The sequence below is a fragment of the Streptomyces sp. NBC_01294 genome, from assembly GCF_035917235.1.
GTDB classification, from domain to species: domain Bacteria; phylum Actinomycetota; class Actinomycetes; order Streptomycetales; family Streptomycetaceae; genus Streptomyces; species Streptomyces caledonius.
This window is the reverse complement of sequence record NZ_CP108423.1, coordinates 5796441-5822102: the sequence shown is the minus strand read 5'-3', so window position 1 is coordinate 5822102 and position 25662 is coordinate 5796441. Positions and strand designations below refer to the sequence as shown.

Below are 25662 nucleotides of genomic sequence, written 5' to 3'. Positions count from 1 at the left end.
CGCCCGACGGCCATGATCACCGCCGGGTTCGGATAACCGATAATGCCCGCGTGATCATTGACGACGGGATCGTGTTCCGGCCGGCCGAGGAGAAGGACGCCGGCACCCTGGTGCAGCTGTACGACCAGGCTGCCCGCTGGATGCGGAAGCACGGGATCGAGCAGTGGAAGCCCGGCGACAAGGACGCCGCGCACTTCCGGTCGAAGATGCGCGAGGGTGAGGTGTGGATCGCGCGCGACGCCGACGGCCGCGTCTGCGGGGCCTACGAGTTGTGGTGGTCCGACGAGGAGGCCTGGGGGATCCAGCCCCCCGTGGCGGGCTACGTGCACCGGCTGATGGTGGCGCGCGAGGTCGCCCCCGCCGGAGCCGGCCGGCGCATGCTCGAACATGCCGAGCGGCGCACGGCCGGGACCGGGCGGGAGCGGGCGCGGCTGGACTGCGTCTCCACCAACCCCCGGCTGCTCGCGTACTACCGTGGCGCGGGCTACCGGGTGGTCGGCGAACTCCCCGACAAGCAGGGGAAGGACGGCAGGACCTACGGGGTGATCCTGCTGGAGAAGCGGCTGGACCGGCTCACCGTCGTGTGAAGACCGAGACGGTGCGGGCCGGGACGGTGAACTCTCCCGTCCGGGCGTCGTACGCGGACTGCCTGACCGTGGCGTCGGAGCCCGATGCCTGGACCGGGTGCAGGCGGTGGGCGGTGCCCGCGAGGGCGGCGACGCGCTGCGCCTGGGCGGTGGGGGTGGCGTTGAAGACCACCACCAGGTCGCCCAGGGTCATCGTGATCACGCCCGGGGTCTCGTCCTTGCCCGAGAGGGGGAAGGCCAGCCGGGACTGGACCGCCTCCGTCGTGGTGAGGGCGAAGTCCGCCTCGGTGGTGCGGATCTTCAGCAGGTCGCGGTAGGCCGCCGAGGTGGCCGTGATGTCCGCGCAGGCGGGGGCCGGTCCGGTCAGCAGCGGCTTCGCGTAGAGCCACTTCGGGCCGTTGTCGGCGGCCGGGGGCAGGCCCCGGCCGAAGCCGTTGCCGTCGCGGCAGTCCCAGTGGATCGCGTTGAACCAGTCCCCGCTGTCGTAGGAGTTGCGGTCCAGGGACTTGGAGCGGAGCAGGTCCGTGCCCGCCTGGGAGAGGGCCGGACCCTGGGAGAGGGTGGCCGTCGCCATGGCCAGGACCTGCATGCGGGCCTGGTCGCGGGGGCTGGTGCCGGCCGGGAGCTTGAAGGTCAGCGCGTCGGCGAGGGTCTCGTTGTCGTGGGCGTCCGCGTAGGCGAGGGCGTCGCCGGGGGCGGCCGCGTAGCCGGCCGGGGAGCCGTTGTAGTCCACCTCGGAGCCCTTGACGCGGCGGCCCGCGGTGTCGGTGAAGGCGTACGAGGCGAGGTTGCCGGAGAGGCCGACCTTGATCAGGTCCTGGGCGTGCAGGAGGCGGGCCTTCTGCTGCTCCGGGGTGCCGTTGGCGGGCGAGGAGTTCGGGGTGGTGAACAGGCCCGACGCGAAGCCCTGCACGCGCGGGTCCTCGTCGAAGGGACCGCCGCCGCGGACCGCGTCGCGCGCCCGGTCGGAGAAGGTGGCGATGCCGGTGCCGGCCATGTTCTTCTGCGTGGCCTGCACGAAGCGGGCGTCGTCGGCGATCTCGCCGAAGTTCCAGCCCTCCCCGTAGAGGACGATCTTCTTGCCGTCCACCCCGTCCTTGGCGGGGGTGAGCTCGTCGAGGGCCTTGCGGACGGCCAGGATGTTGGCCTTCGGGTGGTGGCCCATCAGGTCGAAGCGGAAGCCGTCGACCTTGTACTCCTTCGCCCAGGTGACGATCGAGTCCACGACGAGGCGGCCCATCATGGTGTTCTCGGGAGCGGTGTTGGCGCAGCAGGTGGAGGTGGCGACCGTGCCGTCGGCCAGCAGGCGCTGGTAGTAGCCGGGGACGATCCGGTCGAGGACGGACTTGTCCGACTGCCCGGCGGCGACGGTGTGGTTGTAGACCACGTCCATCACCGTGCGCAACCCGGCCCCGTTCAGCGACTGGACCATCCTGCGGAACTCGACGGTGCGGGCCGTGCCGTTCGGGTCGCTCGCGTAGCTGCCCTCGGGGACGGTGTAGTGCAGCGGGTCGTAGCCCCAGTTGTACGCGTCCTTCGCGGCCGCGGCCGCCACGCACGCCTGCTGCTCCTGCGAGTCCGGCGCGTACACCTTGAGGTCGCAGGCGGGCTCGGTGCGGTCGGCCGGCTTCTCGGGGATGGTGCCGATGTCGAAGGCGGGCAGGAGGTGGACGTACGAGGTGCCGGCGCCGGCCAGGTCGCGCAGGTGCCGCATGCCCGTCGAGGCGGTGTCGGTGAAGGCGAGGTACTGGCCGGGGTGGGCGCTGGTTCGGTCCGCGACCGAGAAGTCGCGGATGTGCAGCTCCTGGATCTGCGCGGAGGTGAAGGGCACGGGCGCGGGCTTGCGCAGGGCCTTCCAGCCGGGCGGGGCCAGCTTGGGGTCGGCCAGGTCCACGGCCAGGCTGTGGGTGGAGTCCGCGGTCAGGGCGGTGGAGTAGGGGTCGGTGACGAGGTTGCGGACCACCTGGCCGGTGCTCGGGGCCCAGACGGTCACGTCGAAGCGGTACGGCTTCCCGGTCCAGGAGCGCTCGCCGCGCACCGACCAGACGCCGGTGGCGTCGTCGCGGCGCATGGCGACGGTGCGGCCGTCGAGTTCGAGGGAGACCTGCCGGGCGGTGGGCGCCCAGACGGAGAGGGTGGGGCGGCCGTCCTTGAAGACCGGGCCCAGGGACGCGGTGGTCGCGTACAGGTCGTCGAGGACGCCGGCGAGCTGGACGCCGGTGGCGGCCAGGACGGCGCCGTTCGCGGCGCGGGCGCTCGCGACGAGCTGGCCGCGCAGGGCCGCGCGGACGCGGTCCCGGTCGCGCGGGTCGACGGTGAACGCGGCGTACGCGGCCAGGTGCGGGAACTTCTGCTTCTGGGCGGCGGTCAGCTCGGTCCTGGACAGCCGCAGCCACTCGGCGGGGCCGGTCAGGGCGCCGTTCTCGGCCTTGACGGCGCCTTCGCGGGAGGCGAGGAGCTGGACGGAGGCGGCGGCCGCGGGGGCGTTCCAGGCGACGGTGTCGCGGTCGATCCAGACCGCGTGGGACTTGGTGAGGTCCAGGGCGGCGGAGGAGCCGGCGGGCTGCGGGAGGAGGTACTTCTCCTTGCCGCCCAGCATCCACACCTCGTGGCCGTTGGCCTTGAGGTCCAGGGACTGGTCGGAGGGGAGGTCCTTCTCGTCGCCCTTGTGGAGGATGTAGCTGAGGCTGGTGGCGCCCGCGGCGAGCGGGACCTCGTAGACCGCGCCGTAGGAGTCGGTGCGGGCGGGGAGCACGGGCTTGGACCAGTCGGTGGGGGTCGCGGCCCCGGTCCAGACGTGCAGGCCCCAGCCGTCGTAGGCGCCGTCGGGGCGCTGGTAGTGCAAGACGGCCTTGGCCTGGTCCTGCGGCGGGTAGGCGGGGCGTTCGGTGCGGGCGGGCTCCTTGCCCTGCTCCAGCCAGATCTCGCCGGTCTTCGTCACGTCGATGGTGCGGTCGGCGGCGACGTCCTTGTTGCCGTCCTTGTCGATCACAAGGTAACCGACGGAGGAGGCACCGGGCTTGAGCCTGACGTACGCGAACGCGCCGTAGGCGTCGCGGCCGGTGAAGTCGTGGCCGGCCGGCCACGGAGTGGCCTCGCCTTCGGCGAGGTCGCCCCAGGCGTAGAGGCGCCAGTTGGTGTAGTCGCCGTCGGGGCGGTTGTAGTGGACGACCGCGTAGTCCCGCTGGGTGGCGGTGGGGACCTCGGCGGGCGGGGCCGCTCCGGCCACGGTCTCGGCGAGGGCGCTCGCGGTGCGGCCGGCGGAGTCGACGACCACGGCCTTGTAGCGCAGGGCGGTGCCGGCCGGGGCGGTGACGTGCTGGGTCACCTTGTAGGGGGCGTGGTCGGCGGAACCGAGGACCTCCCACGTGCCGTTTCCGCTCTGCGCGGCGAAGACGACCCGGTTCAGGCCGCCGCCGGTGACGTCGGCGGAGAGTTCGACGGTGCCGGCGGCGCCGGGGGCCGGGGCCTTCAGGGTCAGGGCGGGCTTGGCCGTGGGGGCCGCGAGCGGGGCCGTGTTCTGGAGGACCACCGAGCCGAAGGCGGGGACGACGACGGTGAGCTTGCCGGCCGCCGAGGCGCGGATCAGCGCGGAGCCGCCGTACAGGGTGCGGTACTGGGCGCCGGCCGGGGCGTCGATCTCCACGGTGCGGGACTCGGCCCCGTTGTTGGCGGCGACCAGGTACTCGGTGCGGCTGCGGGTGTCGGTGCGGGCGAAGGCGTAGACGGAGCCGTCGGCGAGGCGCTCGCTCTGGACGCCGTCGCGCAGGGCCGGGTGGGCCTTGGTCAGCTTCGAGAGAGCACTGATCTCCTTGTAGAGGGGGTGCTCCGGATCGTAAGCATCGCTCGCATGCGTGCGCGCCGTTCCGAGCTGGTCGTCGTCGAGGTAGTCGGCGGTCTGCGAGGCGAAGAGCGGCTGGCGGGCGTCCTTGTCGCCGCCGGCGCCGGTGAAGCCCTGCTCGTCGCCGGAGTAGATCACCGGGTTGCCCCGGGAGAGGAACATCAGCTCGTTGGCGAGCCGGTAGCGGTTCAGGAGCTCCTGCTCGCCCGCGCCCGGCCGGTCCTGCTTCAGGAAGGTGGCGAAGCGGCCCATGTCGTGGTTGCCGAGGAAGGTCACCTGCTCGTAGGCGTTGGCCTTGCCGGAGGTGTACCGGTAGTCGTCGCCCAGGACGGACGCCAGCCGGCCGGCCCCCGCGCCCTGGGAGGCGTACGCGCGGATCGCGTCCTGGAGCGGGAAGTCGAGAGTGGCGTCGAGGCGCCCGCGCGTCACGTACGGGGAGGTGACGGCGGTGTCGGCGGAGTACACCTCGCCGAACATGAAGAAGTCGTCGCGGCCGCGCTTGGCGGCGTACGTGTCGAGGGCGGTCGCCCACTGGCTCCAGAACTCGGTGTTGACGTGCTTGACCGTGTCGATGCGGAAGCCGTCAATACGGAAGTCCTTGACCCACTTCTCATAGATCTTCTCCATCCCGCTGACGACCTCGGGGCGCTCCGTCCACAGGTCGTCGAGGCCGAAGAAGTCGCCCTGGTCGGAGGATTCGCCGGCGAAGGTGGAGTCCCCGCGGTTGTGGTACATCGTGGGGTCGTTGAGCCAGGCGGGGACCTTGAGGTTCTTCTTCGCGTCCGGCACGAAGGGGGTCCTCGGGAAGGACTCGCCGTCCGTCTTCGGGAACTTCGCCTTCCCGTCCGCATAGTCCTTGTCGTCGAACGGCACGCCGTCCTTCGTCAGGTACGGGAACGCCCCCTTCGACAGGTACGAGTAGGACGCCTCGCGGTAGTCGACGACGTCGGCGGTGTGGTTGGTGATGACGTCGAAGAAGACCTTCATCCCCTTCCCGTGCGCCTTGTCGATCAGCCGCTCCAGGTCGGCGTTGGTGCCGAAGTGCGGGTCGACCTGGGTGAAGTCGGTGATCCAGTAGCCGTGGTAGCCAGCGGAGACGTCGGTCCCCTTGCCCTGCACCGGCTGGTTCTTGAAGATCGGCGCCATCCAGATGGCCGTGGTGCCGAGACCCTTGATGTAGTCGAGCCGGTCGGTGAGCCCCTTGAGGTCACCGCCCTGGTAGAAGCCCTTGTCCGTCGGGTCCAGGCCGGTCTCCAGACGGGAGCCGGTCAGGCCGCCCCGGTCGTTGGCGGGGTCGCCGTTCGCGAAGCGGTCCGGGAGCACGAAGTAGAACTGCTCCCGGGTCAGGTCGTGCCGGGCCGGTTCGGCGGCCAGTTTCGCGTCCGAGGGCGGGGCCGGCGGCTTCGCGGCGGCCGCGGCCACCGCGGGGAGGGCAGGCAGGAGCGTCACGGCCAGGGCGGCGGCGAGGACTCCTGCGGCAGGGCGTATCAAGGCGGATCTCCTTGGGTACGGGTCGCGTGTCGCGTGTCTCGTGGATGAGGGCCGCCCGGCCGGGGGTTCCCCCGGACGGAGTCTGGGGGAGGCGGGGAGAAGGTGCCGGGCGGCCCTGTCGGTGGAGCGGCGGCTCAGTTGCGCCAGGTGTCGGTCAGCATGACCTTGCCGCTCGCGGGGACGGTGGCGGTGCGGTTGGCCCCGCCCTCCCAGGTGACGTTGCCGGCGGCGTCCTTGCGGACGTACTTGTACGCGAAGGACGCGCCGGCCGGGAGGGCGACGTCGAGCTTCCAGACGGGGTAGGCCGCCGGGTCGAGCTTGGGGGCGGTGGCCGGGTTCCAGGCGCCGAGCTCGGCGCGGTCGCCGACGACGTGGACGTTCTGGCCGGGGACGGTCGTGGCGTTGACGGCGAAGGAAGCGCCGGAGGTGCCCGACGGCGGCGGGGTCGCACCGCCGGAGCAGGTACGGGCGCCCGTGTGCAGGGCGAGGGCCGTACCCGCGGGGAGGGTGGCGGTGACCTGGCCGGCGGAGTTCACGGTGACCGTGCGGTTGTTCTGCACGTCGCAGTAGTCGCCGGCCGCGAGGGAGGTCTGGAAGGTGCGGGTCAGGGCCGATCCCTCGTGGTTGATCGCCACGTACGCCTTGGAACCGCGGCCGAAGGCGATCTGGTCGCCGCCGTTGTCCCACCAGTTCGTGACGGACTGCCCGCGGGCCGCGTTGCGGAAGGCGACCATGGAGGAGATCTCCCGCCAGGCGTGCTGGCACTTCCAGCCGTCGGCGTAACAGGCGCTGACCGCGCCGCCGTTCGGCGGGCCGGCGTCCTTGTCGGTCCACTCGTAGCCGGAGTGCACGTCCGGAGAGCCGTAGGGCCAGGCCAGCATGAAGACGTTGGCGAGGGTGTAGGCGGAGCCGTCCTTGTAGCTGAGGGTGTCGCCGCCGCGCTCGGTGTCGTGGTTGTCGACGAAGACCCCGGACTGGCCACTGGGCATGTGGCCCCAGGCCTCGCCGAAGTTCTTCAGGTAGGCCAGGTTCTCGTTCTGGAAGACCCGCTTCAGGTCCCGGGCGTAACGGAACTCCTGCACGTCGCCGTTGCCGAGGTATTCGCTCGGCGAGACGGCCTCGCCGGCTCCGTGGATCGCCTCCTGCTTCCAGTAGACGCCGGGGTTCGTCATGCGGGACTTGATGTTGGCGAGGTCGGCGGCGGGCATGTGCTTGGCGGCGTCGATGCGGAAACCGTCCACGCCCAGCGACAGCAGGTCGTTGAGGTAGGCGGCGATCCGGCCCCGCACGTAGTCCTCGCCCGTGTCGAGGTCCGCGAGCTGCACGAGCTCGCAGTTCTGGACGTTGCCCCGGTCCTGGTAGTTCGAGATGGTCGCCCGGCAGTCGTCCATGTCGGAGCCGGAGTAGATGCCGGGGTAGTTGTACTTCGTGTACGAACTCCCGCCGGTGCCGACGCCGTCGGCGGCGGCCATGTGGTTGATGACGGAGTCGGCGACGACCTTCACCCCGGCGGCGTGGCAGGTGTCGACCATGTTCTTGAAGGCGGTCCGGTCACCGAGCCGACCGGCGATCTTGTAACTGACGGGCTGGTACGAGGTCCACCACTGGGGGCCCTGGATGTGCTCCTGGGGAGGCGAGACCTGAACGTACCCGTAGCCGGCCGGACCGAGGGTGCCGGTGCAGGCCACGGCCACCGAGTCGAACTTCCACTCGAAGAGGACGGCGGTGACGTCCTTGGAGCCGGGGGGCGCGGCCTGGGCCTGCGGCGCCTGCGCGGTGAGGCTCGCGGCGGCGAGCAGCGCGGCGGCGGCGAGGGCGCCGGCGACTCCGGGGGCCCGTACGGACGTTGCGGCCCTGGCGGCTCTTGCGGGTCTGGCGGCTCTGACAGACATGTGGGGGGCCTCCTGGCGGGAGAGGTGGGGATTGTTCGCGACCGTAGGGGGGCACCCCGGAGTGTTGCAAGACCTTGCGCAAGAGATTGCAGAATTGTTTCCTGCGCGTACCCTGGCGCGGCTACGGGCGGGAGCCGCCCTCAAGGAGCCCGCTGGGTAGCGTCCGTTGAGACGAACCGGCACAGGAGGAGGAGCCCATGGCGACGACCGACATCGTGATCGCCCAGACCACCGTCGACGACGAGGGCAGGGCGAGGCAGCTGGCCCGGGGCGCGGTGGAGGCCCGCCTGGCCGCCTGCGCCCACATCGACGCACCGCTCACCGCCGTCTACCGCTGGAAGGGCGCCGTGGAAACGGCCACCGAGTGGCGCATCTCGTACAAGACGACCCGAGACCGCCTGCCGGCCCTCGGCGCATGGGTCCACCGGGAACACACCTACGACGTACCGGAGTGGATCGTCCTCCCCCTGGAATCCACGTCAGCCGCGTACGGGGGGGGTGGGTGACGGAGGAGACGGCTGGGGGGTAGTGGAGGGTAGTGGGGGGCGGGGCTTCGGGGGCGGGAGCCGGTCGGGCGGGATCCGGACCGGGGGCGGTGGCTTCGGGGGCCTGATTCCCTCACTCAGCATCAGGGATGGTTTGGGGGGTTCCCGTCAGTCTCATCGTCTCTCCGTGTCGGGCCGGTCCCTCAAGGGCGCTCCCTTCGGTCGCGTCGCTGCGCGATGGCCTTCGGCCACCCTTGACCGACCGACCCGCCACGGAAATCCGAAGACCGACGGGAACCCCCCAAAGGAACGGGCCGGCCATTGCAAATTCAGGAGCGGGGCGGTCAGCGACCCCCGGGCGGAGCCCGGGGTGCACCAAATCGCTACGCGCTCCGCCCTCATGGCGGCTGCAGTCCGCCTGTGGCCGGACATAAGCCGCCACAGATCGCTACGCGCTTCGCGAAGAGGGCGACTGACGGCCGTCCGGGGCTGATGAGGGCTGTTGAAGGGGGGTGGAGGGGCGAATGCTCGGCTCAGCCGAGGTGTACCCCGGTCAGCGCGGGGGTGGCATCACAAATGGACGTCCAGACCAGGGCAATTGGCACATTCCGCCGGTCTTCTTGACCCTCCACGCCGCCAGACCCGGGTACACATCGGAATAGCCGTCGTCCGGCGCTTTTCCTCCCCCAAGCGGCTGGCAGACGCCCCGATTGCTCACGCCCAAGGGCCGTGGGCGGCCTATGTCCAGCCCCAGACGGTCGGCGGACGCCGAGACATGAGGAGCGCGTAGCGATTTGGTGCGCGACCCCCGACCTGCCCGGGGGTCGCTGATCGGGCCGTCTTGGCTCAGCAATCGCCGGCCCGTTCCTTTGGGGGGTTCCCGTCGGTCTTCGGATTTCCGTGGCGGGACGGTCGGTCAAGGGTGGCCGCAGGCCATCGCGCAGCGACGCGACGAAGGAGCGCCCTTGAGGGACCGGCCCGACACGGAGAGACGATGAGACTGACGGGAACCCCCCAAACCATCCCTGATGCTGAGTGAGGGAATCAGGCCACCCGAAGCCACCGCCGCACCATCCGATCCCGCCGCACCGGCCCCCGCCCCCGAAGCCCCTCCCGCACGACGCAACCCCCGCCCCACCAGCCCCCGCCCCACCAGCCCCCGCCCCACCAGCCCCCGCCCCCTACGGCGCCTGCGCCGTAGAGCCTCTGACCACCAGTTCCGGCTGGAAGATGTATTCCGTGCGCTGGACCGGCGTGCCGGAGACCGCCTCCAGGAGGGCGCCCACCGCTGCCGTCGCCATCGCCCGTACCGGCTGGCGGACCGTCGTCAGCGGCGGGTCCGTGAACGCGATCAGCGGGGAGTCGTCGAAGCCGACCACCGACACGTCCTCCGGCACCCGCAGCCCGCGCTCGCGCGCCGCGCGGATGACGCCCAGTGCCATCGGGTCGCTGCCGCACACGATGCCCGTGCAGCCGCGGTCCAGCAGGGCCATGCCGGCCGCGTGGCCGCCCTCCACCGTGAACAGGGTCCGCTGGATCAGCCCCTCGGACTCGGCCGACGGCACCGCGGCGAGGAACCCCTGTTCCTTGCGGGCCGACGGCACGTACCGCGTCGGGCCGATCGCCAGGCCGATCCTCCGGTGGCCGAGGTCCTCCAGGTGCCGTACCGCCATGTCCGCCGCCGCACGGTCGTCCGGGGAGACGAAGGGCGCGCTGATCTGCTCGTTGAAGCCGTTGATCAGGACGAAGGGAACGCCGCGGGCGGCGAGCCGCTGGTAGCGGGCGGGGTCGGCCGCCGCGTCGGCGTGCAGGCCCGACAGGAACACGATCCCCGTGACCCCGCGCTCCTCCAGCTGCTCGACCAGCTCGTCCTCGGTGGCCCCACCCGGCGTCTGCGTGCACAGCACCGGCGTGTACCCGTGTCCGGCGAGCGCCTGCTCTATGACCTGGGCGAACGCCGGGAAGATCGGGTTGGTGAGCTCCGGGATGAGCAGCCCGACCAGGCCGTTGCTGCGGCGCTTGAGCCGTACGGGCCGCTCGTAGCCCAGCAGGTCGAGCGCGGCCAGCACCTTGTGCCGGGTGCCGGCCGCGACACCCGGTTTGCCGTTGAGCACGCGGCTGACGGTCGCCTCGCTGACCTGGGCCTGCGCGGCGATGTCCGTCAGCCGGAGGGGGGAGGTCACCCCGCCGTCACCTGCCACCACACCGTGGTGTCGGCCGGCAGCACGCCGTCCTCGACCGTTGCGCCGCTGGACAGCAGGGCCTCGCCGGCGACGGGGAACCGTACCGCCGTGCCGGTGGTGTTGGCGGTGCAGAGGAAGTCCCCGCGACGGAAGACCAGGACGCCCGCGGGAGCCTCCTGCCAGTCCACCGACTCGCCCGCGCCCAGGTCGTCGTGCTCGCGGCGCAGCCGCAGGGCGGCCCGGTACAGCTCCAGGGTGGAGGACGGGTCGCCGGTCTGTGCCTCCACGCTCAGCTCCGCCCAGGAGTCCGGCTGCGGGAGCCAGCTGCCGCCGGTGCCGAAGCCGTACGGGGCCTCCGTACCCGACCACGGGATGGGGACCCGGCAGCCGTCGCGGAAGCCGTCCTGTCCCGCCGCGCGGAAGAACGACGGGTCCTGGCGGACCTCGTCCGGCAGGTCGGTGACGTCGGGCAGGCCGAGCTCCTCGCCCTGGTAGACGTACGCCGAACCGGGCAGCGCCAGCATCAGCAGGCTCGCCGCGCGGGCCCGCCGCAGACCGAGCTCGCGGTCGCCGGGCTCGCGCAGCTGGGTGCCGAGGCCGGCGGGGTTGGCGAAGCGGGTGGCGTGTCGGGTGACGTCGTGGTTGGACAGCACCCAGGTGGTGGGGGCGCCAACGGGGCGCATCGCGGCCAGCGATTCGTCGATGACGTCGCGGAGTGCCGTCGCCTCCCAGTCGCTGGTCAGGTACTGGAAGTTGAACGCCTGCTGCATCTCGTCGGGGCGGACGTAGCGGGCCGTGCGTTCGACGGTCGGGGTCCAGGCCTCGGCGACCAGGACGCGGTTGCCCTCGTACTCGTCGAGGATCCGGCGCCAGGAGCGGTATATCTCGTGGACGCCGTCCTGGTCGAAGAAGGGCATGACGTCGTTGCCGAGCAGCTTGAGCTGGTCCCTGGCACCGAGGTCGGGCAGGCCGGGCGCCTTGACCAGGCCGTGGGCCACGTCGACGCGGAAGCCGTCGGCGCCGAGGTCGAGCCAGAACCGCAGGATGGAGCGGAACTCGTCCTGGACCGCGGGGTGTTCCCAGTTGAAGTCGGGCTGCTCGGGGGCGAAGAGGTGCAGGTACCACTCGCCGTCCGCGACCCGGGTCCAGGCGGGTCCGCCGAAGATGGACTCCCAGTCGTTGGGCGGGAGTTCGCCGTTCTCGCCCTGGCCGGGGCGGAAGTGGAAGCGCTCGCGCAGCGGGGTGCCCGGGCCTTCGCGCAGGGCCTGCTTGAACCATTCGTGCTGGTCGGAGCAGTGGTTCGGGACCAGGTCGACGATGATGCGCAGGCCCAGTTCGTGGGCTTCGCGGATCACGGCGTCGGCGTCGTGCAGGGTGCCGAACATGGGGTCGATGGCCCGGTAGTCGGCGACGTCGTAGCCGGCGTCGGCCTGCGGGGAGGCGTAGAAGGGGCTGAGCCAGACGGCGTCGACCCCCAGCTCCTTGAGGTAGGGCAGGCGGCTGCGGACGCCTTCGAGGTCCCCCATGCCGTCCCCGTTGGAGTCGGCGAAACTGCGCGGATAGACCTGGTAGATCACCGCTTCTCTCCACCAGCCGGGCTGGGTGCCGGTGGAGGTGGGAAGTGCGTCGGCGAGGTGCTGGGTCATGTCGTCCTTGGAGAGGTCGGGCCGGGGGTGAGAGGGGGCAGGCACGGGTGGTCAGCCCTTGGTGGCGCCTGCCGTCATCCCGGCGACGAGGTGACGCTGGGCGAAAACGAAGAAGATCGCCGCGGGAATGGCGATGAGGACCGAGGCGGCGCTCATCGCACCCCAGTTGGAGGTGTACTGCGTGACGAAGGTCTGCAGGCCTCCGGCCAGGGTGAGGTTCTCGTCACCGACCATGAAGGCGGAGGCGTACGCGACTTCGCCCCAGGCGGTGATGAAGGAGTAGAAGCCGGTGACGGCGAGGCCGGGCTTGGCCAGCGGCAGGATGAGCCGCCAGAAGGTGCCGAAGGGGTTGAGCCCGTCGACACGGCCGGACTCGTCGATCTCCACCGGGATGGTGTCGAAGAAGCCCTTCATCATCCAGGCGCAGAACGGCACGGCGATGGTGAGGTAGGTGATGATCAGGCCGACCGGCTGGTTGAGCAGGCCGAGGTCGCCCATCAGGTTGTAGAGCGGGACGATGAGGATCGCCATCGGGAACATCTGCGTGATGAGCAGGGTCCACATGAGCGGCTTCATGCCGGGGAACTTGAACCGGCTGACCGCGTACCCGGTGGTGGCGGCGATGAACACACCGAGGACGGTGGTGACGCCGGCGACCAGGACGGAGTTCGCGAACCAGCTGAGGAAGTGGCTCGACTCCAGCAGGTACGTGTAGTTGCCGAGGGTCGGTTCCTTGACGAAGTCCGTGGTGATCGCGTGCTGCTGCGGCTTGAGCGAGGTCAGCAGGATCCACAGGACCGGGAAGACGGCGATCACGCCGGCGATGATCAGGGTGGCGTGCAGGCCGACGGAGGCGAGCGGGGAACGGCCGCCCCGCGTACGAGTGGAGGACATGGTCACCACACCTCTCCCTGCTTGCGCAGCGAGCGCCGGTAGACCAGCGCGAAGATCATGAGCAGCAGGAGGATCAGCACGCCCCACGTCGCGGAGACGGCGAAGTCGCGCGGGCTGGTGATGAAGGCCTCGCGGAAGGCCTGGGTCACCAGGATCTCGGTGGAGTCTCCTGGTCCGCCCCGGGTGAGCAGGAAGATCACCGGGAACATGTTGAAGGTCCAGATGGTGGAGAGCAGGATCACCGTCATGCTCACCGCGCGCAGTCCGGGCAGCGTGATGTGCCGGAACCGCTGCCAGGGGGTCGCACCGTCCATCTCGGCGGCCTCGTACAGCTCGCCGGGGATCGACTGCAGTCCGCCGAGCAGGGCGACCATCATGAAGGGGACGCCGAGCCAGACGTTGACGGCGATGACCGAGAACTTGGCCCAGGTCGGGTCGTCGAGCCACGGGATCGCGGCGATGCCGCCACCGTCGAGGATCTTGTTGAGGATGCCGTTGTCGCGGTTGAAGAGGAACCGCCAGGCGAAGACGGAGACGAAGCCGGGGACGGCCCAGGGCAGGATGAGCGCCATCCGGTAGGCGGCGCGGCCCTTGAAGTCCCGGTTGAGCATGTTGGCCAGGACCAGGCCGAGCGTGAAGGTGATGGACACGCACGCGACGGTCCACACCACCGTCCACACCAGCCGCTGCAGGAACACCGGGTCGCTGATGACGTCCACGTAGTTGTCGAGGCCGACGAACTCGTACGTGGCCTCGATGTGGCGGACGCCGATGGTGCGCGAGACGTTGCGCTCGTTCGCGTCGGTCAGCGACAGGTAGATGCCCCGGACCAGCGGCCAGCCGATGATCACGCCGAGGACGAGTACCACCGGGGTGATCATCGCCCAGGCGTACCAGTGGGTGGCGAGGGCGCGCCTCAGTCCACCGGGATTCCTGCTGTCAGTCCTGCGGCTCCGGCCGCGGGCGGCGACGTCGTTCTCGACGTCGTCGCCCGCGGCCTTCGCCACCGACTGGCTGGTGTGAGCAGCCATGGTTTCGTTACTTCCAGCCCTTGAGGATCTTGCGGAACTCGATGCCGGCCGCCTTGGCCGCGTCCTCGGGGCTCGACGCCCCGGTGATCGCCTTGGTGTATTCGACCTTCAGCGGCTCGAAGAGGGAGCCGTTCTCCGGGATCCAGGCGCGCTCGACGGCCTTGTCCACGGCCGGCTTGAAGAACTGCACCATCTCGCTGCCCTTGACGTCCGGCTGCTCGTAGGCGGCGGTACGGGTCGGGAGCAGGCTCAGCTCCTTGGCGGACTGCACCTGGACCTCCTGCGAGGTCATGTACTCGACGAAGGCGTGGGCCGCGTCGCGGTTCTTCGAACCGGCGTAGACGCCGAGGTCGTGACCGCCCTGCGGGGCACCCGCCTTGGCCGAACCGGCCGGGACGGCGGCGACGCCGAGGTTGGCCTTGTCCTTGAACTGGTCACCGGCGTAGGTGTCGGCGACCGCCCACGGACCGTTGATCATCATGGCGGCCTCGCCGGACTTGAAGGCCGTCTGCATGTTGGTCCAGCCGTCGGTGGCGTTGGTGACCGCCGCGCCCGAGGTGACCAGGTCGCGGGCGGTCTTGAAGGCCTTGACGCCCGCCTCGTTGTCGACGGTGACCGTCTTGGTCTTCGCGTCGACGAGGTCGCCGCCCTCGCCGTAGATCAGCGGGAGGAACCAGTAGGAGTCGTCGCCGCGCAGGTAGAGACCGGCCTTGCCGCTCTTCGCCTTGATGGCGGCGGCGGCCGTCTTCAGCTCTTCCAGCGTCTTGGGGGGCTGGACGCCGGCGTCGGCGAGCATCTTCTTGTTGTAGAAGAGGCCGAGGGTGTCGATGACCTGCGGAACCGCGTAGGTCTTGCCCTCGTACTTGCCGCTGGCCGCGGCCTGCGGCAGGAACTCGGCGTCGACCTTCTTCGCCGTCTCGGCCGGGACCTCGTCGAGGTAGCCCAGCGAGGCGAAGTCCGCGACCCAGCCGACGTCGGCGCGGATCACGTCAGGCGCGTCGGAGCCGCTGCTGAAGGCGTTCTTGACCTTGTTCTGCGCGTCGCCGTACGGAACGTTGACGTACTTGACGGTGACCTTCGGGTGCTTCGCGGTGAACGCCTCGGCGATCTTCTGGAAGCTGGCCTTCTCGGCGTCGTTCGAGGTGTCCCACCACGTGACCGTGCCGGAAAGCTCGCCGCCCGCCTTGGTGCCGCCCGCTGCGTCCTTGTCGTCCCCACCGCAAGCCGTCGCCGCGAGCGCCAAAGCCGCGACCAGCGCGGTGGCCGCTATGCCACGCCGCATATGAACTCCTTCGATGATCCCGGCCGCGCCCTCGCGGTCCCGAGTTGCCAGGAACGTAACAAGACTGAAAGAGGACCGAAAGACCTTGCGGCAATTTTCTGCAAGAGACGCTGATCGTTACATCCGTGTGTCCGGACGGTTGCCGCAGCTTGCTGTTAGTTCGAGTCACCTTCGACTGTCCGGGCCCGCAACCAGGGGGCATGTACCCGCGTTGACCCCGATATGACCCACGACTCGACGGCCGTCCAGCTTGCAAGCTCTTCCAGCAACGCGACCGCGAGCGGTGGCTGGTGGCGCGATGCCGTCATCTATCAGGTGTACGTGCGCTCCTTCGCCGACAGTGACGGCGACGGCATCGGGGACCTGCGGGGGGTCCGCTCGCGCCTCCCCCACCTCGCCCGCCTCGGGGTCGACGCCGTGTGGCTCACCCCCTTCTACGTCTCCCCGCAGGCGGACGGCGGCTACGACGTCGCCGACTACCGGGCCGTCGATCCGCGCTTCGGGGACCTCTCCGACGCCGACGAGCTCGTCCGGGCGGCGCACGCGCTGGGGCTGCGGGTCATCATCGACGTGGTGCCGAACCACACCTCCGAGCAGCACCCGTGGTTCCGCGCCGCCCTCGCCGGCGACCCGGAGGCCCGGGCGCGCTACCACTTCCGCCCGGGGCGGGGGCCCGGCGGCGCGCAGCCCCCCAACGACTGGGAGTCGATCTTCGGGGGCCCGGCCTGGACCCGCACCCCGGACGGCCAGTGGTACCTGCACCTCTTCGCCCCCGAGCAGCCGGACCTCGACTGGGAGCATCCGGAGGTCGCCGCCGAGTTCGCCTCCGTGCTGCGGTTCTGGCTCGACCTGGGCGTCGACGGCTTCCGCATCGACGTCGCCCACGGCATGGTCAAGGCCCCGGGCCTGCCGGACATCGGGCGCGGCGCCCAGGCCACCCTCATCGGCACCGAACCGCTCCCCTTCTTCGACCAGGACGCGGTCCACGCCATCCACCGCTCCTGGCGCCGCCTCCTCGACTCCTACGAGGGCCCGCGCATCGGGGTCGCCGAGGCGTGGGCGCCGACGTCGGAGCGGCTCGCCTTGTACGTGCGGCCCGACGAACTGCACCAGGCCTTCAACTTCCGCTTCCTGAACTGCCCGTGGGACCCGGCCGCGATGCGCACCGTCATCGACGAGTCCCTGGCGGCCACCACCTCGGTCGGCGCCCCGACGACGTGGGTGCTGTCCAACCACGACGTCGTCCGCCATGTGACCCGGTACGGGGGCGGGGCCCGGGGCCTGGCCCGGGCGCGGGCCGCCGCGCTGCTGATGCTGGCCCTGCCCGGGTCGGCGTACCTCTACCAGGGGGAGGAGCTCGGCCTCCCGGAGGTGGTGGACCTGCCGGACGAGGTCCGCCAGGACCCGGCCTTCCGCCGCGGGCGCCGCCAGCAGAACCCCGCGTGCGCCGCCCAGCCCACCGGCCCGCAGACCGAGGCCGGGGCCGAGGCGGTGGCCGGGGGCGGGGCTTTGGCCGGGGCCGGGGACGAGGCGGTGGCCGGGGCCTTGGCCTTGGCCGGGGCCGGGACGGTGGCCGGGGCCGGGGCCTTGGCCGGGGACGAGCTCGCAGCCTTGGCCGGGGGCGGGAGCGTCGCCAGGGGCGAGGCCACCGCCCCACGGGCGGTGCCCGATCTCGCCGTCGTAACCGGCGCTCCGGCCGGGCCTCAGGCCGGACCGGGCACCTGCCCGGCCGCTGCCGCGCAAGCGGCCACGAGCACGAACCGGACCGCGTCCGTGTCCGCACCCGTGCCACAGGCACAGCCCCCCGCCGGGCCGGCCGCCCACCCCCGCGCGATGCCCGGCACCCCCGCCGGGCCGGGGGCCGGGCCAAGTACCGGGGCGGAGGCCGGAGCAGGCGCCGGGCCGGGAGCCGGGCCAGGTACCGGGCCGCAGGCCGAAGCAGGCACCGGGCCGGAGGCCAGGACGGGTACCGGGCCGGGGGCCGGGCCGGGGGCCGGGCCGGGGGCCGGGCCGGGGGCCGGGCCGGGGGCCGGGCCGGGGGCCGGGCCGGGGGCCGGAGCAGCCGCCAGGACGGGGGCCGGGCACAGTGCCGGGCCGGAGGCCAGGACGGGGGCCGGGCCGGAGGCCGGGGCAGGCGCCGGGCCGGGAGCCGGTTCGCAGGCCGCGCCGCAGGTGAATCCGCAGACCGCGCCGGAGGCGGATCCGCAGACCGCGCCGGAGGCGGCCGGGCAGGACGGGTTGCGCGACGGGTGCCGGGTGCCGATCCCCTGGTCCGGTTCGGAGCCGCCGTACGACTTCGGCCCGGCCGGGAGCTGGCTCCCGCAGCCCGCCGGCTGGCGCGACCTCAGCGTCGCCGCCCAGACCGGCGACCCGCACTCCACGCTGGAGCTCTACCGCGCCGCCCTGGAGCTGCGCCGGGCGATGCCCGGTCTGGGCGCCCCGGAAGCGGGGGCCGATCCCGCGGCCGAAGCCCCGTACTCCTCCGGGATGCGCTGGCAGCCCGCGCCCGAAGGTGTCCTCCTCTTCACCCGCCCCGGCTTCGCCTGCACCCTCAACAGCCGGTCCTCCCCGGTCGAACTTCCCGCGCCCGGGCGTCCCGTCCTCTCCAGCTCCCCCGTGGAGACGGACGGCCGCACCGTCCGGCTTCCCCCGGATTCGTGCACGTGGTGGTCATGGTGAACGTCCGACCGGTACAGTCCAATCCCGTGACCGCACGGCTAGCCGACATCGCAGCCCAGGCGGGGGTCAGCGAAGCCACAGTCAGCCGCGTGCTCAACGGCAAGCCCGGCGTGGCCGCAGGCACCCGTGAATCCGTGCTGGCCGCGCTCGACGTGCTCGGCTACGAGCGGCCCGTGAAACTGCGCCAGCGCAGCGCGGGGCTCGTCGGCCTGATAACTCCCGAACTGGACAACCCGATCTTCCCGGCGCTCGCCCAGGTCATCGGCCAGGCCCTGACCCGGCAGGGGTACACGCCGGTGCTGGCCACGCAGACGCCCGGCGGGTCCACCGAGGACGAGCTGACCGAGATGCTGGTCGACCGCGGGGTCTCCGGGATCATCTTCGTCTCCGGCCTGCACGCCGACACCACGGCCGACATGGGCCGCTACGACCAACTCCGCGGGCAGGGCGTTCCCTACGTCCTCATCAACGGGTTCTCCGACAAGGTGCAGGCCCCCTTCGTCTCCCCCGACGACCGGGCCGCGATGCAGCTCGCCGTCACCCACCTCACCGCGCTCGGGCACACCCGGATCGGGCTCGCGGTCGGACCGAAGCGCTTCGTGCCGGTCCTGCGCAAGATCGAGGGCTTCCGGCTCGGGATGAAGGACCGGCTCGGACTCGGCGAGGCCGAGATCGAGGAGCTGATCCAGCACTCCCTCTACTCGCTGGAGGGCGGCCAGGCCGCCGCGGCCGCGCTGATCGCGCGCGGCTGCACGGCGGTGGTGTGCGCGAGCGACATGATGGCGCTCGGCGCGATCCGCGCGGCCCGGCAGCAGGGGCTGAAGGTGCCGCAGGACGTGTCGGTGGTCGGCTTCGACGACTCCCCGCTCATAGCGTTCACCGACCCGCCGCTGACGACCATCCGCCAGCCCGTGCTGGCGATGGGGCAGGCGGCCGTCCGGACCCTGCTGGAGGAGATCGGCGGGACGCCGGCCCCGCACAGCGAGTTCGTCTTCCTGCCCGAACTGGTCGTGCGCGGCTCCACGGCCTCCGGCCCCGGGCAGCGGCGCAGGCCGTAAGGGCCGCGTCCTCCCCAAGGCTGAGCGTGTCCTCCCCAAGGCGGATCGGCTGCGGCGAAGACCGTCCCGAGGGATGATCGGAGACGAGGACGCATCTGGCAGACTCTCTCCCCATGGGTGAATCGAGCGTGAAGACACTGGAAACCCGGACGGATGTCTCGACACCCACCGTGGCCGAGACGGAGACCCGCCCGGGGTCCGACCGCGCCCTGCTCTCCCGGCTGCGCGCCCCCCGCAGGCCTCGGATCTGGTTCGAGGTCCTGCTCATCGCGGTCAGCTACTGGACGTACTCGCTGATCCGCAACGCGGTGCCCGAGCAGAAGGCGGACGCCCTCGCGAACGCCGACTGGATCTGGAACTTCGAGCGGACCCTCGGCATCGCCGTCGAGGAGTCGGTCAACCACGCGGTCAACTCCGTGACGTGGCTGATCGTCGGCATGAACTACTACTACGCCACGCTCCACTTCGTGGTGACCATCGGCGTGCTCGTGTGGATCTACCGTTTCCATCCGGGGCGCTACGCCGCCACCCGCCTCGTCCTCTTCGCCACCACCGGCGTCGCCCTGGTCGGCTACTACCTCTACCCGCTCGCGCCGCCCCGGCTGATGAACGGGCAGAACTTCATCGACACCGTGCTGGTCCACCACACCTGGGGCTCCATGGCCTCCGGCAACCTCAAGCAGATGTCGAACCAGTACGCGGCCATGCCCTCCATGCACATAGGGTGGTCGCTCTGGTGCGGGCTGACGATCTTCGCGGTCGCCTCGGCCCCCTGGGCCCGGATCCTGGGCCTGCTCTACCCGACGGTGACCCTCGTCGTCATCGTGGCCACCGCCAACCACTTCTGGCTCGACGCCGTGGGCGGCCTGCTCTGCCTGGCCTTCGGCTACGCCGTCTCGCGCTCCTGGTACGGCTCGATGCCCCACAGCCTGCCGCGCCACCCCGAGCACGCGGGTCCGCACCCGGCGTCGGAACTGCTGAACCGCGTCCGCGGGCGGGCGTAGGTCCCGCCGCCCGGGGACGGCTACTGCTCCCCGAGAGCCATCCACTTCTCGGGCGTGGCCAGCGGCTCGAAGCCGGACCGGGCGTAGACGGCGTGCGCATCGGCGGTGGCGAGCAGGACCCGGCGCAGCCCGTACGGGTCCAGGTGCGCGCACACCGCGTCGACGAGGGCCCCGCCGAGCCCCTTGCCGCGGGCGCCCGGATCGACGTACACGTCGCAGAGCCAGGCGAAGGTGGCCAGGTCGGTGACGACTCGGGCGTACGCGAGCTGCGCGCCGGAGGCCTGGTCGTAGAGGCCGAAGTTCAAGGAGCCCGCGATGGCGTCCTCCTGCTTCTGCCGGCTGCGCCCGAGGGCCCAGTACGCGTCCTCGGACAGCCACCGGTGGAGGAGCCCGACGTCCAGTCGGGCGGCGTCGGTGGAGATCTCGTAACCGTCGGGAAGGTCTTGGCTCATCCCGGCATCCAACCAGCGCCCGCCCGCCCCGCGCCAGGTCCGGCCCCCTCGAGAACCGTGTTCTTCGCGGGTGTCAGCATGCGCGCTCGTATTCGACTTGGACGAGGGGGTTTCCGTCGCCGAAGTCGTGGGGGCGTGCGGTGCCGCGGTCGGTGAAGCCGCACTTGGTGTAGAAGCGACGGGACTGTGCGGTGTCGCGCAGGGTCCACAGGTGTGCCCGGGTGAACCCGTCGTCGCGCAGGTGGTCCAGGGTCTCGGTCATCAGGGCGGCGGCGACGCCGCTGCCCCAGCTGTCGGGGTGACAGTAGAAAGAGAGGATCTCGGCGAGACCCGGCCGGGTCGATGACGGGCCGAAGGCGGACAGCGCCAGAGGACGGCCCGCGTGCTCGGCCACCAGGATCGTGGGGCCCGGCCGCCCGACCCTTTCGTGCCATCGCGTTCGCCTGCTCTCGACCCCTCGTGCGGCGAACTCCGGGTCGAAGAAGGGGGCATAGGCCGCCTCCCAGGCCGCGGCGTGGATCTCGCCGAGGGCGTCCCCGTCGTACTGGCCGGCGCGACGAACTGTGAACATCCGAGCACCCTATCCACGGCCCGCGGGCGGCGTGGCGGTTCCGCCGGCAGCCGGGCATGGCCGGATGGTCGTCCGACGGGCGCGTTCACGGCAAAGACGAGCGGGAAACAGTGACATGCGTCACGTCGCGTCTGTTGGTCGAAGGCGTTCTTGACGGAGCATTAACCCTCCGACATTTCGATATTTGTCCCTTTTGGAATTGACATTCCCCTCTCCGCCGGAAACGGAATCCGCGGCACCGATGGGTCCGATCCCGACCGGCCAGGTCACAGCTGTTTCTGATTACCCATCAGACGGTTGCGGGAGTGACCAAATCGTGATGATGCACGATCGCGGTCCTGATTCAAGCCGCTTGCCGACCGCCCCGGGCTCGTGATCAGCGGAAACTTGCCAGGCCATTCAGGCGCTTTTAAGAATGGCGGCCTCTCCGGCGTCCTGCGATTCCGGCGCCGGAAGCTTCGCGATCACTGAATGAGGTCAGGCATGCAGAAGCATCGGAAGAAGTCGTCCTACAAGAAAATAGTCATCGGCGTCGGCGCGCTCGCCATCGTGGGTGTTCCCACCGCCGCCATGGCCTGCTTCGACACGCAGGACAACGGCAACAGCCGGACGCGGACCGCGAGCCACCAGCAGCAGCGCCCGTGGCAGTTCGCGCCCTCGGCCACTCCGAGCAGCCCGGCGCCCGTGGACGCCCCGCTCCCGGCCGCGTCGCCGAGCAGCAGCCCCGCCGAGGCCTCCCCGAGCAGCCCCGAGGCGCCCGCGCAGCCGGTCGCACCGACCTCCCCGCCCTCCCAGCCCAAGCCGGAGAAGCCGCCGGTGGCCACCGAGAAGCCGCAGGCGCCGCAGCCGTCGGCGACCGCCGCCCCGCCGGCCAGCGGCGCCGTCGCGCAGGTCCTCGCCCTCGTGAACCAGGAGCGCGCCACCGCCGGATGTTCGGCCGTGGCCCTCAACGCGAAGCTCACGAAGGCCGCGCAGGACCACAGTGCGGACATGGCCTCCCACAGCAACATGTCCCACACCGGCTCCGACGGCTCGGACCCGGGCACGCGCATCACCCGCGCCGGGTACACGTGGAGGACGTACGGCGAGAACGTCGCCTACGGCTACAGCACTCCCGAGAAGGTCATGGAGGGCTGGATGAACAGCCAGGGCCACCGGGAGAACATCCTGAACTGCGCCTTCAAGGAGATCGGTATCGGCCTGGCGCAGCCCGGCAACTACTGGACGCAGGCCTTCGGTACGGCGCGCTGACACCCGGCGGCCGGGAGAAGCCGGCCCCCGTGGATCAGCCCCCGTAGAACAGTTCCTCCACCACCGCCCGGGCACGGCGGGTGATGCGACGGTAGTCGTCCAGCATCTCCCCGGCCGTGCCCTCGGCGTATCCGAGGTAGCGGCTCACCGCCCCGAGTTCGCGGGCCTCGGCCGGGAAGGTGTCCCCGGCGCGGCCGCGGACCAGCATCACGGCGTTGCGGACCCGGGTCGCCAGCACCCAGGCCTCGTCCAGGATCTGCGCCTCCTCGGTCGGGATCAGCCCGGCCGCGTGGGCGGCCGCGAGGGCCTGGCGGGTACGGGTGGTGCGCAGGCCCGGTTCGACCCACGCGTGCCGCATCTGGATCAGCTGGACGGTCCACTCGACGTCGCTGAGGCCGCCGCGGCCGAGTTTGGTGTGCAGGGTCGGGTCGGCGCCGCGGGGCAGCCGCTCCGACTCCATCCGGGCCTTGAGCCGGCGGATCTCCCGTACGGCGTCCTCGCCGGGCCCTTCCATGGGGTAGCGCAGCGGGTCGATCAGCTCGATGAAGCGGCGGCCCAGCTCCTCGTCCCCGGCGACCGGCTCGGCGCGCAGCAGGGCCTGGCTCTCCCAGGTCAGGGACCAGCGCCGGTAGTAGGCGGCGTAGGAGGCGAGCGTGCGCACCAGCGGGCCGGAGCGGCCTTCGGGGCGCAGGTCGGCGTCGATGAGCAGCGGCGGGTCGGTCGTGGGCAGCTGGAGCAGCCTGCGCATTTCGGCGATGACGGTCTGGGCGGCCTTGGCGGCTTCCTGTTCGTCGACGCCCTCGCGGGGTTCGTGGACGAACAGGACGTCGGCGTCGGAGCCGTAGGCGAGTTCGTGTCCGCCGAAGCGGCCGACGCCGATGACGGCGAAGCGGGTGGGCAGCGTGTCGCCGTAGTGGCTGTGGACGGCGGCGCGCAGGGCGCCGGCGAGGGTGGCGGCGGTGAGGTCGGAGACGGCTCCGCCGACCCGGTCGACGAGGGCGCCGTGGTCCTCCTCGGCCGGGTTGTCCTCCGTGCCGTAGGAGCCGATGATGTCGGCCGCGGTCGTACGGAAGAGCTCGCGGCGGCGCACGCCGCGGGCCGCGGCGACGGCGGCCTCGGGGTTCTCGGCGCGGCCGACTGCGGCGAGGACCTCCTGCTGGAGCGCCTCGTGCGTACGGGGCTGCAGGCCTTCGGGGTCGCCGAGCAGGGCGACGGCCTCCGGGGCGCGCATCAGCAGGTCGGGGGCGAGGCGTCCGGCGGACAGGACGCGGGCGAGGTTCTCGGCGGCGGCGCCCTCGTCGCGCAGCAGGCGCAGGTACCAGGGGGTCTTGCCGAGGGCGTCGGAGACCTTGCGGAAGTTCAGCAGGCCGGCGTCCGGGTCGGCGGAGTCGGCGAACCAGCCGAGCATCACGGGCAGCAGGGTGCGCTGGATGGCGGCCTTGCGGGTGACGCCGGAGGCGAGGGCTTCGAGGTGGCGCAGGGCCGAGGCCGGGTCGGCGTACCCGAGGGCTTCGAGGCGCTGGCCGGCGGCGCGCGGGGAGAGCCGGGTCTCGCCGGGGGTGAGCTGGGCGACGGCGTCGAGCAGCGGCCGGTAGAAGAGCTTCTCGTGCAGGCGGCGGACCACGGAGGCGTGCCGGCGCCAGGCCTTGTTGAGTTCGGCGACGGGTTCGGTGCGCAGGCCCATGGAGCGGCCGAGGCGCCGCAGGTCGGTCTCGTCCTCGGGGACGAGGTGGGTGCGGCGCAGCCGGTAGAGCTGGATGCGGTGCTCCATGGCGCGCAGGAAGCGGTACGCGTCGTGCAGCTGGGCGGCGTCGGCGCGGCCGACGTAGCCTCCGGCGGCGAGGGCGTGGAGGGCGTCGAGGGTGGTGCCGGAGTGCAGGGTGGCGTCGCTGCGGCCGTGCACGAGCTGGAGCAGCTGGACGGCGAACTCGACGTCGCGCAGGCCGCCGGGGCCGAGTTTCAGCTCGCGGTCGACCTGGGCGGCGGGGATGTTGTCGACGACGCGGCGGCGCATCTTCTGGACGTCGGCGACGAAGTTCTCGCGTTCGGCGGCCTGCCAGACCAGGGGCGTTATGGCGTCGATGTACTCGGACCCGAGGGCCGCGTCACCGGCCACGGCGCGGGCTTTGAGGAGTGCCTGGAACTCCCAGGTCTTGGCCCAGCGCTGGTAGTAGGCCAGGTGGGAGGAGAGGGTGCGGACGAGGGGCCCGTTGCGGCCCTCGGGGCGCAGGTTGGCGTCGACGGGCCAGATGGTGCCCTCGACGGTGGTCTCGGAGCAGATCCGCATGAGGTGGGAGGCCAGGCGGGTGGCGGCCTGGAGGGCCTTGCCCTCGTCGACGCCGTCCGCGCCGTTGCCTCCGTTGCCTCCGTTGCCTCCGTTGGCACCGTTGGCGCTGTCGCCGACGAAGATCACGTCCACGTCGGAGACGTAGTTGAGCTCGTTGCCGCCGCACTTGCCCATCGCGATGACGGCGAGGCGGCAGATCGCCGCGTCCTCGGGGGCGGCGGCGGAGGCGATCCGCAGGGCCGCGCGCAGGGTGGCGGTGGCGAGGTCGGCGAGCTCGGCGGCGGTCTGGGCGACGTCGATGGTGCCGCAGACGTCGCGGGCCGCGATGGAGAGCAGGCAGCGGCGGTAGGCGACGCGCAGGGCGACGGGATCGTGGGCGTCCGCGAGGCCGCGCTCGAACTCGGGGAGTCCGGGGTGCAGGTCTGCGGCCTCGTACGTGACGAGGCTGAGCCAGTCGCGGGGGTGGCGGGCGAGGTGGTCGCCGAGGGCCTCGGAGGCGCCGAGCACACCGAGGAGCCGGTCCCGGAGGGGTTTGGCGCTGACGAGGGTGTCGAGGAGCCCGGGCAGTTCGTCGGGCGGCTGCGCCTCGGCGAGCCGTACGAGCCCGAGGAGGGCGAGGTCGGGGTCGGCGGTCGCCCCGAGGGCGTCGAGCAGCACCGGATCGGTGCGTACGGCGGCCAGCGCGTCGGCGTCGAGCAGCCGGGCGGCGGCGGAGGGGTCGGTGAAACCGCTGCGGAGCAGCCGGATGAAGGTGCTGCTCCTGCGTCCCGGGACTGTCATCCCGCCGCCTCCTGCGGTCGTCGCTGCCACTGCCCTGGCGTGCTCTGGGGTGAGCCTAGCCGGAGCAGGCGTTCGACTCACCGGCATGCACCATGACCTGGATTTTCGGAGCAACCGAAGACGTGTGGCGTGATGGGGCCGGGTCCCCCGCCGACCGGCCACGAGGAGCCCCCTGCCCGACGGACTCCCCGGCCCCTCAGGCCAGGCCCCGGAGCCCTGGAACGGCCGGGCGGCCGACCCGTGGGAGC

Annotated in this window: 16 protein-coding genes; 6 read left to right on the top strand and 10 right to left on the bottom strand. The window is 71.6% G+C overall.

The window, feature by feature from the left end:
• Positions 1-50 precede the first annotated feature (50 nt).
• Positions 51-587: a GNAT family N-acetyltransferase gene (locus OG534_RS26265; RefSeq protein WP_326591182.1), complete on the top strand. Its 537-nt coding sequence runs from the start codon at positions 51-53 to the stop codon at positions 585-587.
• On the opposite strand, the gene pulA is transcribed toward OG534_RS26265, so the two are convergent.
• Together pulA and OG534_RS26255 are read right to left on the bottom strand one after the other, a co-directional pair.
• On the bottom strand, positions 574-5919 hold the full coding sequence (gene pulA, locus OG534_RS26260; protein WP_326591180.1) for a pullulanase-type alpha-1,6-glucosidase: 5346 nt from the start codon (positions 5917-5919) through the stop codon (positions 574-576). The genes OG534_RS26265 and pulA overlap by 14 nt on opposite strands.
• A 134-nt stretch (positions 5920-6053) precedes the next feature.
• On the bottom strand, positions 6054-7811 hold the full coding sequence (locus tag OG534_RS26255) for a carbohydrate-binding module family 20 domain-containing protein (RefSeq protein WP_326591178.1): 1758 nt from the start codon (positions 7809-7811) through the stop codon (positions 6054-6056).
• Positions 7812-8008: 197 nt separating this feature from the next.
• Here OG534_RS26255 and cutA point away from each other — a divergent pair, with 197 nt between their 5' ends.
• A complete protein-coding gene (gene cutA / locus OG534_RS26250; protein ID WP_326591177.1) occupies positions 8009-8317 on the top strand; it encodes a divalent-cation tolerance protein CutA in 309 nt (102 codons plus the stop codon).
• Positions 8318-9477: 1160 nt separating this feature from the next.
• Here cutA and OG534_RS26245 read toward each other — a convergent pair.
• The 5 genes from OG534_RS26245 to OG534_RS26225 are packed head-to-tail and all read right to left on the bottom strand — an operon-like array spanning position 9478 to position 15332.
• Positions 9478-10479 carry a LacI family DNA-binding transcriptional regulator gene (locus OG534_RS26245; RefSeq protein ID WP_326591176.1) on the bottom strand — a complete coding sequence of 334 codons (1002 nt, stop codon included), beginning with the start codon at positions 10477-10479 and terminating at the stop codon, positions 9478-9480.
• Positions 10476-12125 (bottom strand): glycoside hydrolase family 13 protein, encoded by a 1650-nt coding sequence (locus OG534_RS26240; RefSeq protein WP_326593852.1) that lies wholly within the window; start codon positions 12123-12125, stop codon positions 10476-10478. Before OG534_RS26240 ends, OG534_RS26245 begins: the two co-directional genes overlap by 4 nt.
• A 51-nt stretch (positions 12126-12176) precedes the next feature.
• A complete protein-coding gene (locus OG534_RS26235) occupies positions 12177-13019 on the bottom strand; it encodes a sugar ABC transporter permease (RefSeq protein ID WP_326591175.1) in 843 nt (280 codons plus the stop codon).
• Between the two features lie 2 nt (positions 13020-13021).
• A complete protein-coding gene (locus OG534_RS26230) occupies positions 13022-14050 on the bottom strand; it encodes a carbohydrate ABC transporter permease (RefSeq protein ID WP_326591174.1) in 1029 nt (342 codons plus the stop codon).
• Positions 14051-14057: 7 nt separating this feature from the next.
• The gene (locus OG534_RS26225) at positions 14058-15332 is read right to left on the bottom strand and encodes an extracellular solute-binding protein (protein WP_326591173.1); all 1275 of its coding nucleotides are present in this window, start codon (positions 15330-15332) and stop codon (positions 14058-14060) included.
• Positions 15333-15554: 222 nt separating this feature from the next.
• Here OG534_RS26225 and OG534_RS26220 point away from each other — a divergent pair, with 222 nt between their 5' ends.
• The 3 genes from OG534_RS26220 to OG534_RS26210 all read left to right on the top strand — a co-directional run bounded on the left by OG534_RS26220 (position 15555) and on the right by OG534_RS26210 (position 20073).
• Positions 15555-18011: an alpha-amylase family glycosyl hydrolase gene (locus OG534_RS26220; RefSeq protein ID WP_326591172.1), complete on the top strand. Its 2457-nt coding sequence runs from the start codon at positions 15555-15557 to the stop codon at positions 18009-18011.
• A 26-nt stretch (positions 18012-18037) separates the two neighbouring features.
• Positions 18038-19069, top strand: a complete 1032-nt coding sequence (locus OG534_RS26215; protein ID WP_326591171.1) for a LacI family DNA-binding transcriptional regulator — start codon at positions 18038-18040, stop codon at positions 19067-19069.
• 113 nt (positions 19070-19182) lie between these two features.
• Positions 19183-20073, top strand: coding sequence for a phosphatase PAP2 family protein (locus OG534_RS26210; RefSeq protein ID WP_326591170.1), 891 nt, complete (start codon positions 19183-19185; stop codon positions 20071-20073).
• A gap of 20 nt (positions 20074-20093) precedes the next feature.
• On the opposite strand, the gene OG534_RS26205 is transcribed toward OG534_RS26210, so the two are convergent.
• Together OG534_RS26205 and OG534_RS26200 are read right to left on the bottom strand one after the other, a co-directional pair.
• Entirely contained in the window at positions 20094-20525 is a 432-nt protein-coding gene (locus tag OG534_RS26205; RefSeq protein ID WP_326591169.1) for a GNAT family N-acetyltransferase, read from the bottom strand.
• Between the two features lie 73 nt (positions 20526-20598).
• Entirely contained in the window at positions 20599-21096 is a 498-nt protein-coding gene (locus OG534_RS26200) for a GNAT family N-acetyltransferase (RefSeq protein WP_326591167.1), read from the bottom strand.
• A 483-nt stretch (positions 21097-21579) separates the two neighbouring features.
• Between OG534_RS26200 and OG534_RS26195 the strand changes: the two genes are divergently transcribed.
• On the top strand, positions 21580-22347 hold the full coding sequence (locus tag OG534_RS26195) for a CAP domain-containing protein (RefSeq protein ID WP_326591165.1): 768 nt from the start codon (positions 21580-21582) through the stop codon (positions 22345-22347).
• Between the two features lie 34 nt (positions 22348-22381).
• Here the strand turns inward: OG534_RS26195 and OG534_RS26190 are convergent, their stop codons facing one another.
• Positions 22382-25414, bottom strand: a complete 3033-nt coding sequence (locus OG534_RS26190; RefSeq protein ID WP_326591163.1) for a bifunctional [glutamine synthetase] adenylyltransferase/[glutamine synthetase]-adenylyl-L-tyrosine phosphorylase — start codon at positions 25412-25414, stop codon at positions 22382-22384.
• Positions 25415-25662 lie beyond the last annotated feature (248 nt).

Coding starts and splice junctions, on each gene's coding strand:
- OG534_RS26255 (WP_326591178.1), bottom strand. CDS start 7,811: ATGTCTGTCAGAGCCGCCAGACCCGCAAGAGCCGCCAGGGCCGCAACG.
- cutA (WP_326591177.1), top strand. CDS start 8,009: ATGGCGACGACCGACATCGTGATCGCCCAGACCACCGTCGACGACGAG.
- OG534_RS26240 (WP_326593852.1), bottom strand. CDS start 12,125: ATGACCCAGCACCTCGCCGACGCACTTCCCACCTCCACCGGCACCCAG.
- OG534_RS26235 (WP_326591175.1), bottom strand. CDS start 13,019: ATGTCCTCCACTCGTACGCGGGGCGGCCGTTCCCCGCTCGCCTCCGTC.
- OG534_RS26230 (WP_326591174.1), bottom strand. CDS start 14,050: ATGGCTGCTCACACCAGCCAGTCGGTGGCGAAGGCCGCGGGCGACGAC.
- OG534_RS26225 (WP_326591173.1), bottom strand. CDS start 15,332: ATGCGGCGTGGCATAGCGGCCACCGCGCTGGTCGCGGCTTTGGCGCTC.
- OG534_RS26220 (WP_326591172.1), top strand. CDS start 15,555: ATGACCCACGACTCGACGGCCGTCCAGCTTGCAAGCTCTTCCAGCAAC.
- OG534_RS26210 (WP_326591170.1), top strand. CDS start 19,183: ATGGGTGAATCGAGCGTGAAGACACTGGAAACCCGGACGGATGTCTCG.
- OG534_RS26205 (WP_326591169.1), bottom strand. CDS start 20,525: ATGAGCCAAGACCTTCCCGACGGTTACGAGATCTCCACCGACGCCGCC.
- OG534_RS26200 (WP_326591167.1), bottom strand. CDS start 21,096: ATGTTCACAGTTCGTCGCGCCGGCCAGTACGACGGGGACGCCCTCGGC.
- OG534_RS26195 (WP_326591165.1), top strand. CDS start 21,580: ATGCAGAAGCATCGGAAGAAGTCGTCCTACAAGAAAATAGTCATCGGC.
- OG534_RS26190 (WP_326591163.1), bottom strand. CDS start 25,414: ATGACAGTCCCGGGACGCAGGAGCAGCACCTTCATCCGGCTGCTCCGC.